The 19,565-nt window shown below is 67.3% G+C and carries 15 protein-coding genes; 10 read left to right on the forward strand and 5 right to left on the reverse strand.

The annotated features are described in order from the left end of the window. The first annotated feature begins 14 nt into the window (after window positions 1-14). The 3 genes from EQ874_RS05150 to EQ874_RS05160 all read left to right on the forward strand — a co-directional run bounded on the left by EQ874_RS05150 (window position 15) and on the right by EQ874_RS05160 (window position 3,806). Window positions 15-1,400, forward strand: a complete 1,386-nt coding sequence (locus tag EQ874_RS05150; protein WP_064063003.1) for an ABC transporter substrate-binding protein — start codon at window positions 15-17, stop codon at window positions 1,398-1,400. Continuing rightward, a complete protein-coding gene (locus tag EQ874_RS05155; RefSeq protein WP_064063002.1) occupies window positions 1,400-2,167 on the forward strand; it encodes a glycerophosphodiester phosphodiesterase family protein in 768 nt (255 codons plus the stop codon). The genes EQ874_RS05150 and EQ874_RS05155 overlap by 1 nt, the downstream gene beginning before the upstream one ends. Window positions 2,168-2,321: 154 nt before the next feature. After that, window positions 2,322-3,806 carry a DUF4389 domain-containing protein gene (locus tag EQ874_RS05160; protein ID WP_129976077.1) on the forward strand — a complete coding sequence of 495 codons (1,485 nt, stop codon included), beginning with the start codon at window positions 2,322-2,324 and terminating at the stop codon, window positions 3,804-3,806. Here EQ874_RS05160 and EQ874_RS05165 read toward each other — a convergent pair whose 3' ends face one another. Beyond that, window positions 3,807-4,337: a flavodoxin domain-containing protein gene (locus EQ874_RS05165; protein WP_064063001.1), complete on the reverse strand. Its 531-nt coding sequence runs from the start codon at window positions 4,335-4,337 to the stop codon at window positions 3,807-3,809. A 191-nt stretch (window positions 4,338-4,528) separates the two neighbouring features. Here EQ874_RS05165 and EQ874_RS05170 point away from each other — a divergent pair, with 191 nt between their 5' ends. After that, the gene (locus tag EQ874_RS05170; protein ID WP_026003649.1) at window positions 4,529-5,401 is read left to right on the forward strand and encodes a universal stress protein; all 873 of its coding nucleotides are present in this window, start codon (window positions 4,529-4,531) and stop codon (window positions 5,399-5,401) included. A gap of 3 nt (window positions 5,402-5,404) precedes the next feature. Here EQ874_RS05170 and EQ874_RS05175 read toward each other — a convergent pair whose 3' ends face one another. From EQ874_RS05175 to EQ874_RS05185, 3 genes are all read right to left on the reverse strand, one after another. Beyond that, window positions 5,405-7,039, reverse strand: a complete 1,635-nt coding sequence (locus tag EQ874_RS05175) for an anibiotic ABC transporter (RefSeq protein WP_129976079.1) — start codon at window positions 7,037-7,039, stop codon at window positions 5,405-5,407. 16 nt (window positions 7,040-7,055) lie between these two features. Next, complete coding sequence (locus tag EQ874_RS05180; RefSeq protein ID WP_129976080.1) at window positions 7,056-7,988, reverse strand: ABC transporter ATP-binding protein; 933 nt, start codon at window positions 7,986-7,988, stop codon at window positions 7,056-7,058. Window positions 7,989-8,108: 120 nt separating this feature from the next. Beyond that, window positions 8,109-8,660: a GNAT family N-acetyltransferase gene (locus EQ874_RS05185; protein ID WP_242496657.1), complete on the reverse strand. Its 552-nt coding sequence runs from the start codon at window positions 8,658-8,660 to the stop codon at window positions 8,109-8,111. A gap of 322 nt (window positions 8,661-8,982) precedes the next feature. Between EQ874_RS05185 and EQ874_RS05190 the strand changes: the two genes are divergently transcribed. From EQ874_RS05190 to EQ874_RS05200, 3 genes are all read left to right on the forward strand, one after another. Further along, on the forward strand, window positions 8,983-11,754 hold the full coding sequence (locus EQ874_RS05190) for a cation-transporting P-type ATPase (RefSeq protein WP_129976082.1): 2,772 nt from the start codon (window positions 8,983-8,985) through the stop codon (window positions 11,752-11,754). Continuing rightward, on the forward strand, window positions 11,751-12,419 hold the full coding sequence (locus EQ874_RS05195) for a hypothetical protein (protein WP_129976084.1): 669 nt from the start codon (window positions 11,751-11,753) through the stop codon (window positions 12,417-12,419). The genes EQ874_RS05190 and EQ874_RS05195 overlap by 4 nt, the downstream gene beginning before the upstream one ends. Before the next feature lie 179 nt (window positions 12,420-12,598). Continuing rightward, window positions 12,599-13,687 carry a TerC family protein gene (locus EQ874_RS05200; protein ID WP_207213492.1) on the forward strand — a complete coding sequence of 363 codons (1,089 nt, stop codon included), beginning with the start codon at window positions 12,599-12,601 and terminating at the stop codon, window positions 13,685-13,687. Between the two features lie 132 nt (window positions 13,688-13,819). Here the strand turns inward: EQ874_RS05200 and ppsA are convergent, their stop codons facing one another. Then, entirely contained in the window at window positions 13,820-16,105 is a 2,286-nt protein-coding gene (gene ppsA / locus EQ874_RS05205) for a phosphoenolpyruvate synthase (protein ID WP_129976088.1), read from the reverse strand. 176 nt (window positions 16,106-16,281) lie between these two features. Here ppsA and EQ874_RS05210 point away from each other — a divergent pair, with 176 nt between their 5' ends. The 3 genes from EQ874_RS05210 (at window position 16,282) to EQ874_RS05220 (ending at window position 19,565) form a co-directional block, all read left to right on the forward strand. Continuing rightward, entirely contained in the window at window positions 16,282-16,776 is a 495-nt protein-coding gene (locus tag EQ874_RS05210) for a potassium channel family protein (protein WP_242496658.1), read from the forward strand. A gap of 316 nt (window positions 16,777-17,092) precedes the next feature. Then, entirely contained in the window at window positions 17,093-18,505 is a 1,413-nt protein-coding gene (locus EQ874_RS05215) for a wax ester/triacylglycerol synthase family O-acyltransferase (RefSeq protein WP_207213493.1), read from the forward strand. A gap of 181 nt (window positions 18,506-18,686) precedes the next feature. Next, on the forward strand, window positions 18,687-19,565 hold the full coding sequence (locus tag EQ874_RS05220; RefSeq protein WP_129976092.1) for a cyclopropane mycolic acid synthase family methyltransferase: 879 nt from the start codon (window positions 18,687-18,689) through the stop codon (window positions 19,563-19,565).

A 19,565-nucleotide genomic window follows, 5' to 3' on the forward strand; every position in this document is an offset into this window, starting at 1 on the left:
TTCGAGGAGAATCCATGTTCCCGTCCATCCGACGAAACACTGCACCGGTTGCGTCGCTCAGCCGGCGTCGTTTCCTGGCCGTGGCCGGAATCGCCGCGGCGTCCGTTCCCATCCTGGCCGCGTGCGGCTCGCCTGCCGGCGGGTCGTCCGGTTCGTTCGGTCAGCCCGATGTGAATCCACCCGGTGAGTTCGCCGGGCGTACCGATGTGGTCTTCTGGAGCGGCTGGGCCGGCACGAACGGTGAGGTCCTCGCGTCGCTGATCCGCCGTTTCAACGAATCGCAGAACGACATCTACGTCGAGATCCAGCAGTTCCAGGGTTACGACGGACTCACCGAGAAACTTTCGGCCGGTCTGCAGGCCCGCCAGATCCCCGACCTGGCGATCTTCTCGGATGTGTCGTGGAACAAATTCTTCCTGTCCGGGCATCTCGAACCGATGAACGGCTATTTCACCGACACGTGGAACGCCGGCACCTACCACGACCGCCTCTTCCAGGAGGGTGTCGTGCGCGGCGAAGCGTTCTGGGTTCCGTTCGGCCGGTCGACACCGTTGTTCTATTACAACAAGGAGATCTTCGCCGACGCCGGTCTGCCCGATCGCGCACCCGAGACCTGGGACGAGTTCCGCGAGTGGGGCAATCGCATCACCGGGCGCGACTACCGCGGCAACAGGCTGATGATGCGTGCCTACACCGGCGCCGACGACTGGTACATGCAGGGGCTGCTGTGGAACTTCGGCGGCTCGATCTCCGACGGGCTCGACGTCACCGTCGACTCCGCAGCCGCGATCGCCGCCGCCGAGTTCGACCGCGCCTGTGTCAACGACGACCGGATCGGCTATCTCGCCCAGGAGATGAACACCGACTTCACGAACGGGCTCGTGGCCACCGTCTGCAACTCGACAGGTTCGCTGAGCGGTCTGACGAAGGGCGCCGAAGCGGCCGGGTTCGAGCTCGGAGCCGGATTCCTTCCCGTCGCACAGGACACCGGTGTGCCCACCGGCGGTGCCGGGCTCGGCATCCTCAAGCACGCCGACCCCGAGCGGAAGGCGGCCGCAGCCAAGGTGATCGAGTTCCTCGCCGGCGACGACGCGGCAGCAGAATGGGCGGTCGGCACCGGGTACCTGCCGGCGACGAAGGGGGCGACGACGTCTCCGATCGTCACGAGCCGCATTGCCGAGAACCCCAATTACGGCCTGGCCGTGGAACAACTCGACCGTGCCCGCCAGCCCGACGCGGTCCGCCGGTACGTGTCGTCGACCATCCTCGAGATGCGCACCGTGATCCAGAAGCTCTACACCGAGAACGCCGATCCGGCCGCCGCGCTCGCCGCCGCCGCAACGGTGATCCGGCGCGACACCGAGGACATCCGCAGCCGCTACGAGGAGCTCGTCGCCTGATGACCACCACCGGATCGACCCCCGATCGCGCCGTCTACCACGTCGTCGGGCACCGCGGCGCCAAGGATCTGTCCCCCGAGAACACCATCGAATCGTTCCGGCTCGCCGAGGAGATCGGAGTCCACGAACTCGAATTCGACGTACGCGTGTCCGCCGACGGTGTGCCCGTCGTGCTGCACGACGCGACCCTCGACCGCACCGCGGTCGACCCCTCCGCCCACGGGCTCGGTCCTGTCGCGGAACTCGCCTACGAGCGCATCCGGGCCGTCGACGTCGGCGAGGGCCGCCACGTGCCCACCCTGACCGAGGTCCTCGACGCCACGACCGTGTTCCTGCAGGTCGAGATCAAGGCCGTCGAGGCGTGCGAGGCTGTCGCCGCGGCGATAGCCGATCGTCCGGAGGACACCCCGCGGATCCGCTTCACGAGCTTCCGGCCCGAAGCCCTGCACCGGATGCTCGTGCTTGCGCCGCACGTCCCGCGCGGGTTGATCACGCACGGGTGGCCCGATGCGGAACGACATCCCGGTGGAATCGAACAGGTGCTCGCCGAGGTCGAGGCCGAGGCGTTCTACTGCGGCTGGGACGGGCTGACCGACGACCTCGTCACCCGGATCCAGGACGCCGGATACGAGATGGGCGGCTGGCCGGTCCGCACGTTCGAGGAGCTGCGACGCGGTCTCGTGCTCGGCTTCGGCGGAGGGACAGTGGACGACCCCCGCGCCGCGATGGACTGGCTGAGCCGCGCCCGAGCGGAACTCGCCCTCTGACCCTGTCCGGCTTCTCGTTCGCCGGCGAGAAGCCGGACAGCCACGTCCACCTGGGCTGCGGCGACCGAGCGTTGCTGGAGATCCGTCCCGGACGACAGCTATCGTGAACGAATCGCACGTCGAGGGCCGCCACGATTGTCCGGAGGACGGATCGATGAACGTCGGCAGAGTGATCATGCTGGTCGTCGGAACTCTCCTCGCGCTTCTCGGCGCCGCTGCCGCGGTCGGAGCGCTCGTACTGGGATGGTTCCTCGTCCTCCAGCGCGACGGCGGATTCCTCACCGGGCCCACGGAGACCTTCCGGACGCAGACACACGCGCTGGTCTCCGAACGACTCGACCTGGTCACCGACGACCAGACTCCGTCGGGGCTGCGCGGCGAGGACATCGGCCGACTGTCGGTGCGCGCCACCGCAACCGATCCCACACAGGCGGTGTTCGTCGGCATCGCCCCGGTCGAGGACGTCGAATCCTATCTGTCGGGTGTCGCCCATACCGTGGTGACCGACCTGCGGTTCGAGCCGTTCGATGTCACGTACCGGGATGTTCCCGGCGGCGACGCCCCGACGGCACCGGCGGCACAACAGTTCTGGGTAGCGTCGGCGGAAGGGACCGGCACGCGGCAACTGGAGTGGGATCTGCGCGACGGCGCGTGGACCGTCGTGGTCATGAACGCCGACGGGTCCGCGGGGGTCGGTGTCGACGTGCAGGCCGGAATCCACATCGACCTGCTCGGACCGGCCGTGCTCGCGCTGCTGATCCTCGGCCTGGTGCTCCTCGTCCTCGGCGTGCCGCTGGTGCTCGCCGGTGCCGTCGGGCTCGGTCGGCACGGGCCTCCTCCACCGGGTCCGGTGTCCCCGCAGGAGGCCGGAACGACCGCCGCATCCGCCGCACCGTCGCCCCCGCCTGCAGCGCCGTATCCGGTACATCTGCGCGGTGACCTGGACGAACCGATTTCGCGATGGCTGTGGCTGATCAAGTGGGCCGCTGCGATACCCCATTTCATCGTGCTGTTCTTCCTGCACATCGCCTTTCTCGTGACGACGATCGCAGCCGGATTCGCCATCCTGTTCACCGGTCGGTATCCACGAGCACTGTTCGATTTCGGCGTCGGTGTACTGCGGTGGACCTGGCGGGTCGCCTTCTACACCTACTCGGCGCTGGGCACCGACAGGTACCCGCCGTTCGGTCTCCACCGCACCGACTATCCGGCGGACTTCGACGTCGAGTATCCCGAGCGGCTCTCCCGCGGGCTGGTGCTGATCAAGTGGTGGCTGCTTGCGATCCCCCACTACATCGTGTTGGCGGTGCTGGTCGGCGGGTGGAGCGTCGGCGTCGCGACCGGCGACGGGCACGACGATCCGGCCGGCAACGGCAGCTGGGCCTTCGGCTCGCTGCTGGGCGTCCTGGTGTTGTTCGCCGCGGTGGCGGTGCTGATCACCGGCACCTACCCGCGGGGGTTGTTCGATGTCGTGATGGGCATCGATCGGTGGCTGTTCCGGGTCTGGGCGTATGCCGCGCTGATGCGCGACGAGTACCCGCCGTTCCGGTTCGACCAGGGCGCGCGCGAACCCGTCGAACCCGTCGAACCGAGCACCGTCACGTCGTCGCCGGACCCGGACGGCACCGATCCGCCCTGATCACGGCGCGTTCTCGACGAGTCCTGCCCGGATCCGTCCCGTCCACGCATCGATGTCGTCCCAGTCGCGGGCGTCGCCGTAGTGTCCGCCCATCAGACGGAAGACGATCCGCCCCACTCCCGGCCAATCTCCGGGGGCGATGGCTCCTGCGAAGAAGCGGTGGTCGCGCACATCCGCGGACGAGCGGAGATCCTGGACCGCCTGTGGTTCAGGAGTCATCCGGCGCAGACGTCCCGCGAGCCGGGGCGACAGGGTCGTGCTCGTCGCCCCGACCGACGAGACCGAGAAGACCCACAGAGGCCGCCCTGCGAGTTCCGCGCGAAACCGGTCGACGGCTGCGGTGGCCTCGGGCAGCCATCGGCCGTTGTGGATCGCACTTCCGAGGATCAGAGCCTCGTACTTCCGCACCGAGTCGACCTCGGTCAACGCTCGAAGTTCCACCGCACCGCCACGCTCCAGCCCCGCAGCGATGCGCTCGGCGACCCCGCGCGTCGATCCTCCGGCGGTCGCGTAACCGACCAGGACGGACATGTCAGGCCTTTCGGGTGTAGTGGCATTCGGTGCCCTTCGTAGTTCTCAGTGTGAACATCGAGTCGGCGGCCCACGAGGGCCTTTGGTCACCCGTTCCGATCGACTCGGGACCGTCGACTCTAGTGCGACCGATGGATACGCGCGTGTACTGACAGTGCCCCCGTAGCCCGGACATTCCCGAGGTGGTCGCCATGTCCGCACATCGCTCCGTCGTCGTCGGAGTCGACGGGTCGAAAGCGTCCCTTCAGGCCGTGGCCTGGGCGGCACGCGAAGCCGACCGCCGCCGGCTCTCGCTGGCACTGGTCACCACGGTGTCGGTCCGCAACACCTTCGGTGTTCCCATCGGTATGCCCGCCGGCTTCTTCGAACAGGAAGAGTCCGAAGGACGCGAGTTACTTCTCGACGCCGCCGAGTATGCGCGCCGCGCGGTCCCCGATCGTGAACTCGACATCGAAACCCACCTGTGCACCGGTTCTCCGTCCCTCGAACTGGTCGACCGCTCGAAGTCGGCGTCGATGGTGGTCGTCGGTGCCGGCTACAACCGGTTCGGCTGGGAGCGGTTCGGGTCGGTCGGCACGGCGCTCGTGACGCACACGCACGCTCCTGCAGTGGTCGTGCGCGACCTGCCGCACGTCGAGATCAACGACATCTCCGGGCCGGTCGTGGTCGGGGTCGACGGTTCGGAGCACAGTTCCCGCGCCATCGCCGCGGCGTTCGAGGAAGCGGCATTGCGCGGCACCGAGCTCGTGGCCGTCCACGCCTGGTCCGATCTCGACGTGCGGGCACCTTTCCGCTTCAGGATCGACTGGGACAGTGTGGAGAACCGGGAGCGAGCACTGTTGTCGGAGAGCCTCTCCGGGCACGGTGAACAGTTCCCCGACGTCACGGTGCGGCCGGTGGTGGTCCTGGACCAGCCTTCCCGCTATCTGGCGTCGCACGCGGCCGACGCGCAGTTGCTGGTCCTCGGCCGTCGCGGACGAGGCGGATTCCCCAACCTGCTGCTCGGGTCGACCACCTGGGCGCTGCTGCACACGGTGACCTGCCCGGTGATGGTCGTCCCCTAGACATCAGTGGAGGACGAGGTCGCGGCGGCGCATCGCGAACACCCCCGCCGTCGCGGTGGCTGCCGCAAGCACCGACAGGACAGCGAGCGGCAGGATCCGCAACGGCGCCGCCGGGAGCGCCGGTACGTGGGTGAACGGCGACAGGTCGAGCACGAATTGCGGGAGATCGAGCAGTACCCCGAGCTGCCCGATGAGCAGCCAGACCGCGAAGAGTCCCCATGCGACGGCCGCGCCGTGACGCGGAAGCGCCCCGACGCACAGCACGGCCGTGGCTGCGACCAGCGCGATCGCCGGCACGTACACGAGTGCCGCCGGAAGCAGATCGGCCGACGGACCGGCGACGTCGCCGATCGCCGCACCGTATGTCAGTGCCAGCACGATCCCCACGAGGAGCTGCAGTATCAGCACACCGATCACCACGACGACGAGATGGGTGAGCACCCACGGCACCCGCCCCAGGGCGGTGGTGAGCACCGATTCCACACGGCCGGAGGTCTCCTCACCGTGCAACCGCAGAATAGACTGCACCGCATAGCCGCTCGTCAACAACGCCATCATCAGGAAGGTCATGGCGAAGTACGCGTCGGTGAGCGCTTCCGCACCGCCTCCGAGCTGCTTCATGAGGTCGGCGACCCCGCCGCCCTCGTCGAGGAAGTCGTTCATCTCGTCGGCCACGCTGCCGTAGGTCGCAGCCAGGATCACGAGACCGACCGCCCACCACAGCAGCGTGGTGCGTTGCAGCCGCCAGGCGAGACCGAAGGCCGTCGGCAACCGCTCGGCCGCACGGGCAGGTCCCGGACGCGACTGCATCAATCCGGCACCGAAATCCCGTCGCTCCGTCAGGGCATATGCGAGCCCGACCATCACGACCACGAACACCACGAACAGTTGCAGGATCCACCATGCGTTCGCGTCGAACGGCCGGATCTGCTGGGCCCATCCGATCGGCGACAGCCACGACAGCCACATGCTCGTGACGCGAACACCGGACGGATCCACCGTGCCGGCACTGTCACCGATCGCACGCAGCAGGAAAGCCGCGCCGAGGGCGGCACCGGCGAGCCCGTTCGCCGCCCGAGCTCCCTCGGCGATCTGGGCGGTCACAGCGGCGACGGCCGCGAAGGCGAGACCGGCGGCACCGGTCGCGACACCGAGGGCCACGGATCCGTCCACGGGCAATCCGAAAGCGATGGACACGACGCTCGACAGCACCGCCAGCGCCAGATTCGCCCCGGCGGTGACGGCCAGAGCTGCGGTGAGCATCGCGCGTCGGCCGACGACGTTGGCGCCCACCAACTCCGCTCGACCGGTCTCCTCGTTCTGCCGCGTGTGCCGCACCATCGCCAGCGTGCTCATCAATCCGGCGGCCAGCGCGAGGAACAACAGCGTCTGCGCGGCGACCACCGCCCCCAGGCTGTCCCCCGACACCAGACCGTTGGTGGCGAGCACCACCGGCGAGACCGCAGAACTCACCGCAAGCACGTGCAGATCCTGCTGCGTGGGATACAAACCCTCGAGGCTCGACACCGACACCGTGTAGACGACCGTGATCGCTGCCAGCCACACCGGCAGCTGCACCCGGTCGCGGCGCGCGGCGAGCCGTATCAGGTGGCCGGTTCCGACGAATGCCGCACTCATGACGGATCCGGCTCCTTCACCGCGGTGCGGAGCGTGTTCCGGGTGCATGGTTGTGCTCACCCGGCAGATCGTCGCCGTAGTGCCGCAGGAACAGTTCTTCGAGAGTGGGCGGAGTACTCGTCAGCGAGGTCAGACCGAATCCGAGCAGTTCGCGCAACACCGCTTCGAGATGTCCGGTGTCGACTTCGAAGCGCACGGTGTGGTCGTGCGCGTCCAGATCGTGCACCCCCTCGATCGTCTCGAGGCCCACCGCCGGGCGAACGGTTTCGGCGGTCACCGACGTGCGGGTCAGGTGGCGCAGTTCGGCGAGTGTGCCCGACTCGACGGTGCGGCCACGACGGATGATGGTCACGCGGTCGCACAGTGCCTCCACTTCCGCCAGGATGTGGCTCGACAGCAACACCGAGCAGCCGAGAGCAACCATGTCGCGCACGCAGTCCCGGAAGACCTCCTCCTTGAGAGGGTCCAGACCGGAGGTGGGCTCGTCGAACAGGAACAGGTCCACGTCCGAGGCCAGCGCTGCAACGATCGCGACCTTCTGCCGGTTGCCTCGTGAATACGTCCGCACCTTCTTCGTCGGATCCAGTTCGAATCGTTCGACGAGATCGGCGCGTCGCGTCTCGTTCAGACCTCCCCGAAGTCCGGCCAGGAGATCGATCGCCTCCCCGCCGGTCAGGTTCGGCCAGAGGTTGACGTCTCCCGGCACGTAGGCGAGACGTCGGTGCAGCGACACCGCCTCACGCCACGGGTCGCCACCGAGCAGTGACACTTCTCCGGAGTCGGCACGAAGCAATCCGAGCAGGATCCGGATGGTCGTGGACTTGCCGGACCCGTTGGGTCCCAGAAAACCGTGCACCTCACCGGGACGGACCTCGAGATCGAGGCCGTCGAGCGCGCGGGTCGTGCCGAACGTCTTGACGAGCTGATTCACCGACACGGCCGGGGACACGGTGCCGAGATTACGCGCATTCCGGGGCGCAGGCAGCGCATTTCGAACGCGAATGCGTCGCACACTGCACGGTTTTCGTCGCGCCGCAGCCACCGGACGGGAAGAACAGGTGGCACTGCGTCAACCGACCGGCCCGGCGATCAGGTTTCGGAGGTCGTCCTCGCCCCTCGGATCCGCGAGGTCGATCTTCACCTCGATCACGGGCCCCGGCGCTCGTCCGTCGCGCGACCACCCCAGGTCCTCGAGCACCTGCAACATCGTACTGTTCTCGGCCAGGACGAAGGCCGACAGATGTCGGATGCCGCGGCGCCACGCGATTCCCACCAATCGCTGCAGCAAGGTGGTGCCGACCCCGTGATGCTGGAACGGATGACCGACAGCGACGGCACATTCCGCCGTAGGAGCCTCGCGATCGGGCTCGAGAACGGTGTAGTTCGCGACTCCGACGAGCGTTCCGTCGTCGAAGGCCCCGAGACTCACGTGCTGGTCGTCCTGATTGCACAGCATGTCCACGAGATCGTCGAGGTGGCGCGGGACGAGCGTGAAGAATCGCAGATAGGTCTCCCGTTCGGTGAGATGTTCGTGCAATGCGCGGACTCGCTCCTCGTCCTGCGGACCGAGCGGGCGGAGCACCAGATCTGCGCAGACGGTGTGTGGTGGAGTAGTCCCCATCGAGTGCATCCCCTCCCACCGGCGAGCCGAGACTCTGCACCGCCTCGATCGCCGCCGACACCGACCGCATCACGGCCTCCCGTGTGCTCCGATTTCCGTCGACGTCCACGATAGGCCCGAACGCGAGAGGCGTGGGGTCCCTCGTCACTGTTCACGCGGTCGACGGCGAGGCCGCTGCTCGACCGGCCGTGCAGGCCTATTCTGCAGAAGTGACCGCCGGCGCTGTCGCGGAACAGATCCTTCTGGTCGTCGGACGCGGCGGACACCGGTTCCCTGTGCTCCACCACCGAGCCCCTGTGCGATGCGGCAGGAATGAGACCTCATGAGTCACTTCACGACCGACACCGCCGAGCACGGCCCTCCCGTCGATCCCCTCGAATCCCTCGACCGCCTGCTACGGGACCTGCGTTCGTCCCGTACCGGCCTGTCCACCCGCGAAGCGCAGCGGCGCCTGGGCGTGTCGGGCTACAACGAACTGGTCCGTCGCCGCAGCGAAGGCTGGTTGCGCGCCCTGAGCCGGCAACTCGTGCACCCGCTCGCGCTGTTGCTCTGGGTCGCGGCTCTCCTTGCGGCGCTGTCGTCCTCCGTTCCTCTCGCCGTTGCGATCGTCGTCGTCATCGCCCTCAACGCCGCGTTCGCGTTCGTGCAGGAACGCCACGCCGACCAGGCGGTCGAAGCTCTCGCCGCGTACCTGCCCCAACGTGCCCGAGTCCTGCGCGACGACACCGACGGGGAAATCGACGCCCGGGAGCTGGTGCCGGGTGACGTCATCGTGGTCTCCGAGGGGGATCGGGTCTCCGCCGATGCACGACTGCTCGACGGCGTGGCGGAAATCGACGCCTCGGCTCTCACCGGAGAATCGATGCCGGTGCGGGTGACCGCCGACAGCGCCGACAGCCACGTGCCTCTGATCCACGCGCGGGACGTCGTGTTCAGCGGCACCACCTGTGTCACCGGCGAAGCGACAGCCGTGGTCTTCGCCACCGGCATGCACACCGAGCTCGGACGGATCGCGGCGTTGTCCCAAGGCGGCGGACATCAGGAAAGTCCCCTCGAAAAGCAGGTCAAACGGGTTGCGCGGCTGATCGCCGTCGTCGCCGTCGGGATGGGCGCCGCATTCATACCACTCGGCACATTGCTGGCCGGACTGTCCCTGGCAGACTCCGTGACCTTCGCGATCGGATTGATCGTTGCCAACGTTCCCGAGGGACTGCTTCCCACCATCACCCTCGCTCTCGCCGTCGGGGTACGCTTGCTCGCCCGACAGGGCGCCCTGGTCAAGCGGATCTCGGCCGTCGAGACACTCGGGTCGACGAGCGTCATCTGCACCGACAAGACCGGCACGCTGACCGTGAACCGGATGACCGTCACGACGGCGTGGACGAGCGACGGAGTCGTCGACTTCGAAGCCCTCCCGGATCCGCCCGCCGCACGTTCGGTCTCGCACCGGCTGATGACCGCGGCGGTATGGTGCAACAATTCCGAACCGGCCGAAGCTCCGGACACGATCCGACCCGACGGTGAACATGCCGCGAAGACCGGCATCGGCGACCCGACCGAACTCGCTCTCCTCCAGGCCGCCGCGCAGGTCGGCATCGACCCCCATCGCAGCAAGGACGACAGGCTGGCGCAGTTCCACTTCGATCCCGCTCTGCGACGAATGTCGACGGTGGACCGCGTCGGCACATCCGTCGTCGTGCACACCAAAGGCGCACCCGAGGAAGTCCTCGCACGCTGTACGCACATCGCCGAGGAGACCTCGACCAGACCGTTGACGGACGAGGATCGTGCCACGGTCGACGCGGTCATCGCCGACTGGGCGCGGCGAGGCCGGCGTCTGCTCGCGATCGCCGAACGCACCCTCGCGTCGTCCGAGATCCCCGCGAACCTCACCCGCGAACAGGCGGAACAGGGCTCGACCCTGCTCGGTATCACCGCCATGATCGATCCACCCCGCCACGAGGTACCCGAAGCCGTGGACCGCTGTCACTCGGCGGGGATCCGACTGATCGTCGTCACCGGCGACCACGCGCTCACTGCCCGGGGGATCGCCGAGAGTGTGCACATCGGGGAAAGGGGTCTGCGCGTCATCGGCGGGGACGAGGCGGACGCCATGTCGGATCGTGAACTCGACGCGGCACTCGCAGGACACGACGAGATCGTCTTCGCCCGTAGTTCACCGGAGACGAAACTGCGCATCACCGACGCCTTGCAGGAATCGGGCCATATCGTCGCCATGACCGGGGACGGAGCGAACGACGCACCGGCGTTGCGCCAGGCCGACATCGGAGTGGCGATGGGGCGTTCGGGCACGGACGTCGCGCGCGAAGCCGCCGTCATGGTCCTCGTCGACGACAATTTCGCCACGATCGTCGGCGCCATCGAAGCGGGCCGGCGCGTCTACGACAACGTCCGCAAATTCATCGTCTACATCTTCGCGCACGCCACACCGGAGGTCGTGCCGTTCCTCGCGTACGCACTCACCAGCGGCGCGATCCCTCTGCCGCTGACCATCATGCAGATCCTGGCCGTGGATCTCGGCACCGAGACACTTCCCGCCCTGGCACTCGGTCGTGAGAACGCCGAACCGGATCTGATGCGGCGTCCGCCTCGGCCGCGTACACAGTCGGTGATCGACGGCCCCATGCTCGCCCGCTCATGGGGCCTGCTCGGTGGCGTTTCGGCCGTCCTCGTGATGGGACTGTTCCTGCTCACCCTCCTCGACGGCGGATGGACCTTCGGGGCCGACACCGGCACCGGACAACTGCACCACACCTGGCAGCAGGCGACGACGATGACCTTTCTCGGCATCGTCGCCTGCCAGATCGGCACCGCCATGGCGGCCCGCACCAGCCGCAGTCCACTCGCCCGAATCGGATTCACCACGAATCGGATGCTGTTGTGGGGCATCGCCTTCGAAATCGTCTTTGCGGCAGCGGTCGTGACCCTTCCCCCGCTGCAGATCGTCTTCGGTACCGCAGTCCCGGACATCTGGCTGCTGACCCTGTTGCTTCCCTTACCGGTCATCGTGTGGGGATGCGACGAGTTGTTCCGATGGTGGCGTCGGACTGGGAACGGAGCGCAGCACGGATGAACGAGCAACCGACGCGACGCTGGCTCACGACGTGGATCGCGGTGGTGACGGCAGGAGAAGCGGCGGGTTTCGCTGTGCCCGCCGCAGTCGGCGTCCTCACGAGGGATTCCGCATCGGCATTTCCGTTGCTTCTGGCCGCGGGTGCCGTGGAAGGTGCGATCCTGGGAATCTCGCAGGCAGCGGTACTGCACCGGCGGCTGCCGCAACTGTCGAGACGGAGATGGGTGGCACTCACAGCGGCAGCGGCGACGGCGGCGTACGCGATCGGTCTCCTGCCTTCCGCACTCGCTGCCCGGTGGACGAGTTGGCCACTGATCGCGCAGGCGCTCTTCTTCGGAGCGGGTGCTGTCGTCCTCCTGACGTCGATCGGTCTCGCTCAATGGCTCGAACTACGCCGTCATCTGTCCGGTGCGACCTGGTGGATACTCGGAACGGCTCTCGGCTGGCTCGTCGGTCTCGCCGTCTTCTTCGCAGTAGCTCCACCGTTCTGGCACCCCGGCCAACCCCCGGCGCTCGTCGTGGCGATCGGACTCGTCGCGGGCGTGGGCATGGCGCTCGCCATGGCTGCGGTGACGGGCGCGACCATGTCGGTCCTGCTCAGGCGGCAGACCCCTTCCGTCCCACGAGTCGCGCAGTCCTCGGAATCTCGACGGGGACGACCGTGAGCGCACTCGGCGAAATTCCTTGCAGAACTCCGCTGGATCGGTTTCACTGGTCTCCGATGGAGGGGAGTATCCCCCAACCGCCTCGTCGTCACGACGGTCCGGCGATCCGGACCCGGCGAGCGGGCCTGTCTCGGCGGGCGGGAAAGACCTCCGGTTGATCACGAACCGGAGGTGTGTCGATGACTGTTCCGTTCTGGGCCTGGGCCGCGGTGCTGGGATCCATCGTGGTGATGCTCGCGATCGACCTGTTCGCTCACCGCCGCGCCCATGTGATCGGGGTGCGTGAGGCGGCGGTCTGGTCCGCCGTCTGGGTCGGCTTCGGGATCGGGTTCGGTGTTCTGATCTGGCTCAATGCCGGCGCGGAGTTCGGCCGGCAGTACTTCGCGGGATACTTGATCGAGAAATCCCTCGCAGTGGACAACGTCTTCGTGTGGGCGATCATCTTCACATACTTCGCGGTGCCCCGCCGGTTGCAGCACCGGGTGCTCTTCCTCGGGGTGCTCGGAGCGTTGGTCTTCCGTGGCCTGTTCATCGCTGCCGGTTCGGTGCTGATCGCGAGTTTCGGAGCGATCCTGTATCTGTTCGCGGCCTTCCTGATCCTCACGGGCTGTCGGATGCTGCGCCACCGCGACGAGCACCTCGATCCGGAGCGCTCGCGCACGTTACGCCTGTTCCGCCGCTACGTTCCGATGACCGACGCCTTCCACGAGCAGAAGTTCTTCGTTCGGATCGGTGGCACGGTGCTGGCCACTCCGCTGCTGGCGGTGCTGGTACTGGTGGAGGTCACCGACATCGTCTTCGCCGTCGACTCCATCCCGGCGATCTTCGCGGTCACCGACGTTCCGTTCCTGGTGTTCACGGCCAACGCGTTCGCCATCCTGGGCCTGCGGGCGATGTACTTCCTGCTCGCCGATCTGATCCACCGCTTCGTCTACCTGAAGGTCGGCCTGGCGCTGGTGCTCGTCTGGGTGGGATTCAAGATGGCGTTGAAGATCGACGTGTTCTACATCCCCACCACGATCTCGTTGGCCGTGGTGACCACGATCATCGGGGCCTCCATCGCTGCGAGCTTGTACGTCACCCGCGGCCGGGGCCGTCAGGCTCCTCCGGTCGCTGCGGCTCCGTTCCGCAGCGCCACTCCGGCGGAACTCGCTGCCGCAGCGCCCCTGTGGGGGTGGAGGCGCACAGTTACCCCGGCTCGTTCGGGCGATTCCGAGTACCTCGGGGATGGGAACCGAACCACCACAGAAGAGGGGCTCCGGGACTGAGCGCGAGTCTCGGCGGCCTGCAGCGGGAGATCGAAACGACGGTGGGAACAGATCGCTGGCGGATCCGAGGCAGGGGACCCGACCTATCGACGCCCTCTCGAGGCCCACCGGGTGGCGGACGTCGATATTCGCTCACGTCTCCGAGCTGCGGGCGCGGTCGAGCAGAATGCGCTGCTCCGCTCGCGCCACGGTCCGTCTCGTCTGCGTTGCGGCGTCGGTTGTGACCGACACCGAGGTGATCCCGCGCCGCACGAGATGTTCGGCGAGGTCGGTGCTGGTCGACACGGCCTGCCCGCACAACGACGTCGTCAGTCCCGCGGCCGAGGCTCGTTCGATGATGTGGTCGATCGCGTCGAGCACGGCCGGGTCGAGGGTGTCGAACAGGTCCTTGCACACCTCGGAGTCCCGGTCGACCCCGAGCATCAATTGTGTGAGGTCGTTGCTGCCGATCGACACCCCATGGATTCCGAGTTTCGCGTACTCCGGCAGCCAGTAGACGACGGAAGGGACTTCGGCCATGATCCAGCGCAGCATGCGCTGGTCGGATCCGAGTGGATGCCGGTCGAGTTGGGCGAGGCAGTCCCGGAGTTCCCAGCGGGTGCGCACGAACGGGATCATCAGGTGCACGTTCGGATGTGCACTCCGAACGCGGTGCAGCACATCGAGATCGAGCGAGAACAGTTCAGGATCCCGCACGTACCGGAAGCATCCGCGGTAGCCGATCATGGGGTTCTCCTCGTGGGGCTCGATCTCGCCTCCTTCGAGATCGGCGAACTCATTGCTGCGCAGATCGATTGCGCGATATACCACCGGACGTGGCGCGAACGCCGCCGCGATCGTCGCGACGCCTTCCGTCATCTTCTCCACGTACTCGTCGCGACGGCCCTGCGCGATCATGTGCGACGGGTGCTCTCCCGCGAGCGCCTCCGTGATCATGAATTCCGCGCGGAGCAGGCCGACGCCGTCGACATCGGTGGCGGCGACCGCCTCTGCCGCGTCCGGAGTGGCGAGATTGACGTATACCGCTGTGGCCGTGACGGTCGCAGCTCCGGCAGGCGACGTCGCCGGTGCGGATGTCGTCGCCGCGGGCCGCTCGGCGGTGTGGACCGCCCCGTCGAACACCGCCCCGGCGTTGCCGTCCACCGTGATCAACTGTCCGTCGTGCAGATCGGTGGTGGCGGTCCGGGCACCGACCACGACGGGCTTGCCCAGTTCCCGTCCGACGATGGCGGCATGGCAGGTGATGCCGCCGCCGTCGGTGACGATGCCACCGGCGCGCCGCAGGATCGGCAGCCAGTCCGGCCGGGTCATGGGCGCCACGATGATCTCGCCGTCGCTCAGACGTTTCCCGTCGACGAGTTCGTGCAGCACCCGTACACGCCCGGTCGCCGCCCCGGGGCCGGCGCCGAGGCCGGTCAGCAACGGTCGTGCTTCGCCGTTGCCGGTCGAGGCGGCAGGAGCCGGCTGATCGAGAGTGGTGATGGGGCGGGTCTGCACGATCCACAGCTCGTTGTTCGCGAATGCGAATTCGAGATCCTGGGGCCGACCGTAGTGTTGTTCGACTCCGGCGGCCAGCCGCGCGACGCGGTCGAGCTGATCGTCGTCGAGCACCCGGGTGCTGCGAGTCGGATCGACCGCGACACGACTGTCCCCGGTGTCGGTCGAGGCGATCCGGAACTCCTGGTGACCGAGATGCACGTCGAGCACCTCGAAGGTGTCCTTGGCGACGACGTAGGTGTCGGGCTCCACCTGCCCGCCGACGACGACCTCGCCGAGACCGAGCGCCGCTTCGATCACGATGCGGTCGAGGTCGCCGGTGCGGGGGTCCGCGGTGAATGCCACACCCGAGGACTCGGATTTCACCATGACCTGGACGACCACCGCGATGGACGGTTCGTCGGTGACTCCGCGCAGTCCGCGATAGGTGCGGGCGCGTTCGGACCACAACGAGGCCCAGCACGCCTGCACCGCGCGGACCACTGCGTCGGCGCCGATGACGTTCGTGTAGGACTCGTGGATCCCGGCGAACGACGTGTCGGAGGCATCCTCCGCCGGAGCCGACGACCGCACCGCGACGGGGACATCGGGTCCGAGACGTTCGTAGGCGGAGACGATCGCCGCACGCATCTCGTCCGGAACGGTCGAATCGGTCACCAGGGCGGCGAGGGCGGCAGACGTGCGGATGAGTGTGGCGTCGTCGATGTCCGGTGCGGGCACCGCCTCGGCGGCCAGCTCGGTTCGTGTTCCGGCAGCCTCCATCGCATCGAGGTAGGCGTCGGTGGTGACGGCGAACGCGGCGGGGACCGGGAACCCGGCGCGGGTCAGTTCCCCCAGATTCGCGGACTTACCGCCCACCGTCGGCGCGTCGGTGGCGCCTACTTCGCCGATCGGTCGAACCCACAGGTTGTGTTCGGTCATCGGTGACTCCCCACGCTTCGCCGCCCCATGTCGACCTTTCGGGCCGGATCGGTTCCTCGGTCTTCCCATCGTCGCCTCGACCCGGTCGATACCGTAGGGGCGAAAGTCACCATTCCGGAACGGGCATCGTCATGGTCGATTCTCCGCGAATACCGGACCCGCGGGAGCGGAGACGGTTGATCCTGACTGCGATAGCGCGTCCGACGCTCACCGCCTTCGTCCTGGTCAGCGTCTACTTCGTGATTCCGGTCGAGCATGTCCGTAGCACCTCCGAGGCCCTGACCCTCATCGGTGGCGGCACGGCGGTCCTGATGGTCGGCTGGTGGCAGATCCGCAGGATTCTCGCTTCCGAGTACCCGGTGGTCCAGGCCGTCGAGGCACTCACCACGATCGTGTCCGCCTATCTCGTGGTCTTCGCCACCCTTTACCTCCGCATGTCCGTGGCGGATCCGGACCACTTCACCGAACCACTGTCCCGCGTCGATGCCCTGTACTTCTGTCTGGCGGTCTTCTCCACGGTGGGATTCGGGGACATCGCCGCTGTATCCGAGACCGCGCGAGCCGTCGTGTCGGTGCAGATGGTCGCAAATCTGGTCTTCCTGGCTGTCGGGATCCGATTGCTCACGGCCGCCGTGCAGTGGCGTCGTCGCAATCGTGGGGGCGAAGAGTGACCGATCACGGGACCGACCTACGCGATCCGGTGTCCCGGTCTTGATCGCCGTGATCGTCGGCGTCGGACACAGCAGCACTCTCGACGCCTTCCACGACCGCGTCCTCGAATTCGACCTGGAGTTCGCAAATCGGACAACAATTGTCGTTTTGGTACGAAAATCGACTCCCGGACTTGGCGACATGGTCCGGGATCGCGTATTAGTTGTGTCGCGTCATAAATCTGTGACGGGGGTCATGGCTTGGCGCACATGCCGGCGGGACAGCAGGGGGTCTCGCCACGAACTGCTCGGTGTTCCGAGCCGAGGAAACGTTCTCATGCGTCTACCCATGTCTCCCACCGATTCGATGTTCCTTCTCGGGGAGTCCCGTGATCATCCGATGCATGTGGGCGGATTGATCCTTCTGAGTCCCCCGGAGGGAGCAACCGCCGCGGATCTCGGGGCCCTGTTCACCGCCGCCGCAGAGAACGGCGAGGTCGCCCCGCTGTGGCGTAAGCGCGCGGTCCGTTCCCTGGGCACCTTCGGACAGTGGGCATGGGAGCAGGACGTGGACTTCGACCTGGAGTACCACGTCCGGCGCAACGCGCTGCCGCAACCCGGCGGCCTCGACGAACTGTGGGATCTCGTCTCCCGTTTGCACAGCACGCTGCTCGACCGGAGCAGGCCCCTGTGGCAGATGCACGTCATCGAGGGTCTCACGGACGGCCGACTGGCCGTCTACACCAAGATCCACCACGCCCTCGCCGACGGCGTGGGTGCGATGAAGTTGCTGCGCCGCGCCCTGAGCCCGGACTCCGAGCGCACCGACATGCCGGCGCCGTGGGCCCCGTTCGACACGCCGGGCCGCCCCCACTCGCCCGGGACGGCGCTCGGTCTCCCCGAAGCCGCGATGCAGGCGGTGCGGGCCGCAACCGCCGAGGTCACAGGCTTCGTGCCTGCGCTGGCCGGCACCGTGAACAGGGCACTGCGCGGTGGGGGCGGATCGCTGTCGCTCGCCGCACCGAACACCGTGATCAACGTCCCCATCTCGGGCACGCGCCGGTTCGCTGCGCGGTCGTGGCCGCTCGCCCGTCTGCGCACCGTGGCGAGGGCGGCCGACGCGACCGTCAACGATGTCGTGCTGGCCATGTCGTCGGGAGCACTGCGCGCTCTTCTCACGGAGCAGAAAGCGCTGCCCGACAAGTCGCTCGTAGCCATGGTCCCCGTCTGCCTCCGGCCCGACAAGGACTGCGCAGGAAACGAACTCGGCGTCCTGATGTGCGATCTGGGTACGGACCTGGCCGATCCGGCCGACCGGCTGGCCCGGGTGTCGGCGTCGACCACGGAGGGCAAGGCCTCCATGCAGGGCATGTCCACCCTGTCGCGGTTGGCGACCAGCGCGCTCGGCGTCGCGCCACTGGCGGTGGGCATCCTCACCCGCAATCGCGCACTCCCCCGCCCGCCCTTCAACGTCATCGTCTCGAACGTGCCGGGATCCCCGGATCCGTTGTACTGGAACGGCGCTCGGGTGGACGCGGTGTATCCGCTGTCCGTGCCCGTCGACGGCCAGGCGCTGAACATCACGTGCACGAGCACCGACGACGCCATCGCCTTCGGCCTGACCTCGTGCAGTCGCAGCCTGCCGCAACTGCAGCCGCTGCTCGACCACTTCGACGCAGCCCTCGAAGCACTCGAGGACGCCCTCGGCATCGAGCCGGACGACGACGAGCCATCCGTCCGTGCAGGCTGACGTCACGGAGTAGCGGTAACACACTCGTGTGACCGAGTCGGACAACTGCCCCAGGAATCGCCGTTCTCGTGTGCGAAGGCGCTCTGCGGGAGCACTATCGACCGAGAGCGGTGTGTCCGTCGGGAGGCATCGACGCCGACACCGGAACTCTCGTCCCACTCCTCGCGGAGAGTAGGTCCGAATGCAGAAGCTGACGCCGTTCTACGAAAAGGTCCAGACCCACTACGACCTGTCCGACGACTTCTTCGAACTGTTTCTCGACCCCACCCGCACGTACAGTTGCGCCTATTTCGAGCGCGACGGCATGAGCCTCGAGGAAGCGCAGATCGCGAAGGTCGACCTTGCTCTCCGCAAGTGCGATCTCCGGCCCGGAATGACGCTGTTGGACATCGGTTGCGGGTGGGGCTCGACGATGGTGCGGGCGACGCAGCGATACGACGTGCACGTCATCGGCTTGACGTTGAGCCGCAACCAGTACGAGCACGTGTCCGGTCTGCTCTCGGGAATGTCGGCCGGCGGCCGTACCGCCGAGGTTCGCCTGCAGGGGTGGGAGGAATTCGACGAGCCTGTGGACCGCATCGTCAGCATCGGGGCGTTCGAGCATTTCCGCCGGCAGCGGTACGACACCTTCTTCGAACGCACCTCGCGCATCCTGCCCGACGACGGCCGGATGTTGCTGCACACCATCGTCGGTCATTCCCGCGCCCAACTCGAGGCGATGAAGGTGCCGGTCACCCGGGAGGACGCCCTGTTCCTGCGATTCATCATGCGGGAGATCTTCCCCGGAGGGCAGCTACCCGACCGGGACCTGGTCATCACCGGCGCGCAACGCAACAGTTTCTGGGTGCAGAACATCGAGTCGCTGCAACCCCATTACGCCCGCACACTCGACCTGTGGGCGCAGGCCCTCGAGTCGCGTCGCGACGATGCGGTCCGGATGGCCTCCGACGAGGTCTACCAGCGATACATCAGGTATCTGACCGGTTGCGCCGCGAACTTCCGACGGCGCCTCGTCGACGTCCAGCAGTTCACCCTCGTGAAGCAGCGACAGCGATCATGA

Origin of the sequence: Rhodococcus sp. Q1, from assembly GCF_004153645.1 — a bacterium.
In the GTDB taxonomy this organism is placed as follows: domain Bacteria; phylum Actinomycetota; class Actinomycetes; order Mycobacteriales; family Mycobacteriaceae; genus Rhodococcus; species Rhodococcus gordoniae.

Excerpts from the sequence above, each read along its gene's own strand:
- EQ874_RS05195 (WP_129976084.1), top strand. The coding sequence starts at position 11,751 with ATGAACGAGCAACCGACGCGACGCTGGCTCACGACGTGGATCGCGGTG.
- EQ874_RS05200 (WP_207213492.1), top strand. The coding sequence starts at position 12,599 with ATGACTGTTCCGTTCTGGGCCTGGGCCGCGGTGCTGGGATCCATCGTG.
- ppsA (WP_129976088.1), bottom strand. The coding sequence starts at position 16,105 with ATGACCGAACACAACCTGTGGGTTCGACCGATCGGCGAAGTAGGCGCC.
- EQ874_RS05160 (WP_129976077.1), top strand. The coding sequence starts at position 2,322 with ATGAACGTCGGCAGAGTGATCATGCTGGTCGTCGGAACTCTCCTCGCG.
- EQ874_RS05165 (WP_064063001.1), bottom strand. The coding sequence starts at position 4,337 with ATGTCCGTCCTGGTCGGTTACGCGACCGCCGGAGGATCGACGCGCGGG.
- EQ874_RS05175 (WP_129976079.1), bottom strand. The coding sequence starts at position 7,039 with ATGAGTGCGGCATTCGTCGGAACCGGCCACCTGATACGGCTCGCCGCG.
- EQ874_RS05185 (WP_242496657.1), bottom strand. The coding sequence starts at position 8,660 with ATGGGGACTACTCCACCACACACCGTCTGCGCAGATCTGGTGCTCCGC.
- EQ874_RS05170 (WP_026003649.1), top strand. The coding sequence starts at position 4,529 with ATGTCCGCACATCGCTCCGTCGTCGTCGGAGTCGACGGGTCGAAAGCG.
- EQ874_RS05155 (WP_064063002.1), top strand. The coding sequence starts at position 1,400 with ATGACCACCACCGGATCGACCCCCGATCGCGCCGTCTACCACGTCGTC.
- EQ874_RS05150 (WP_064063003.1), top strand. The coding sequence starts at position 15 with ATGTTCCCGTCCATCCGACGAAACACTGCACCGGTTGCGTCGCTCAGC.
- EQ874_RS05190 (WP_129976082.1), top strand. The coding sequence starts at position 8,983 with ATGAGTCACTTCACGACCGACACCGCCGAGCACGGCCCTCCCGTCGAT.
- EQ874_RS05220 (WP_129976092.1), top strand. The coding sequence starts at position 18,687 with ATGCAGAAGCTGACGCCGTTCTACGAAAAGGTCCAGACCCACTACGAC.
- EQ874_RS05215 (WP_207213493.1), top strand. The coding sequence starts at position 17,093 with ATGCGTCTACCCATGTCTCCCACCGATTCGATGTTCCTTCTCGGGGAG.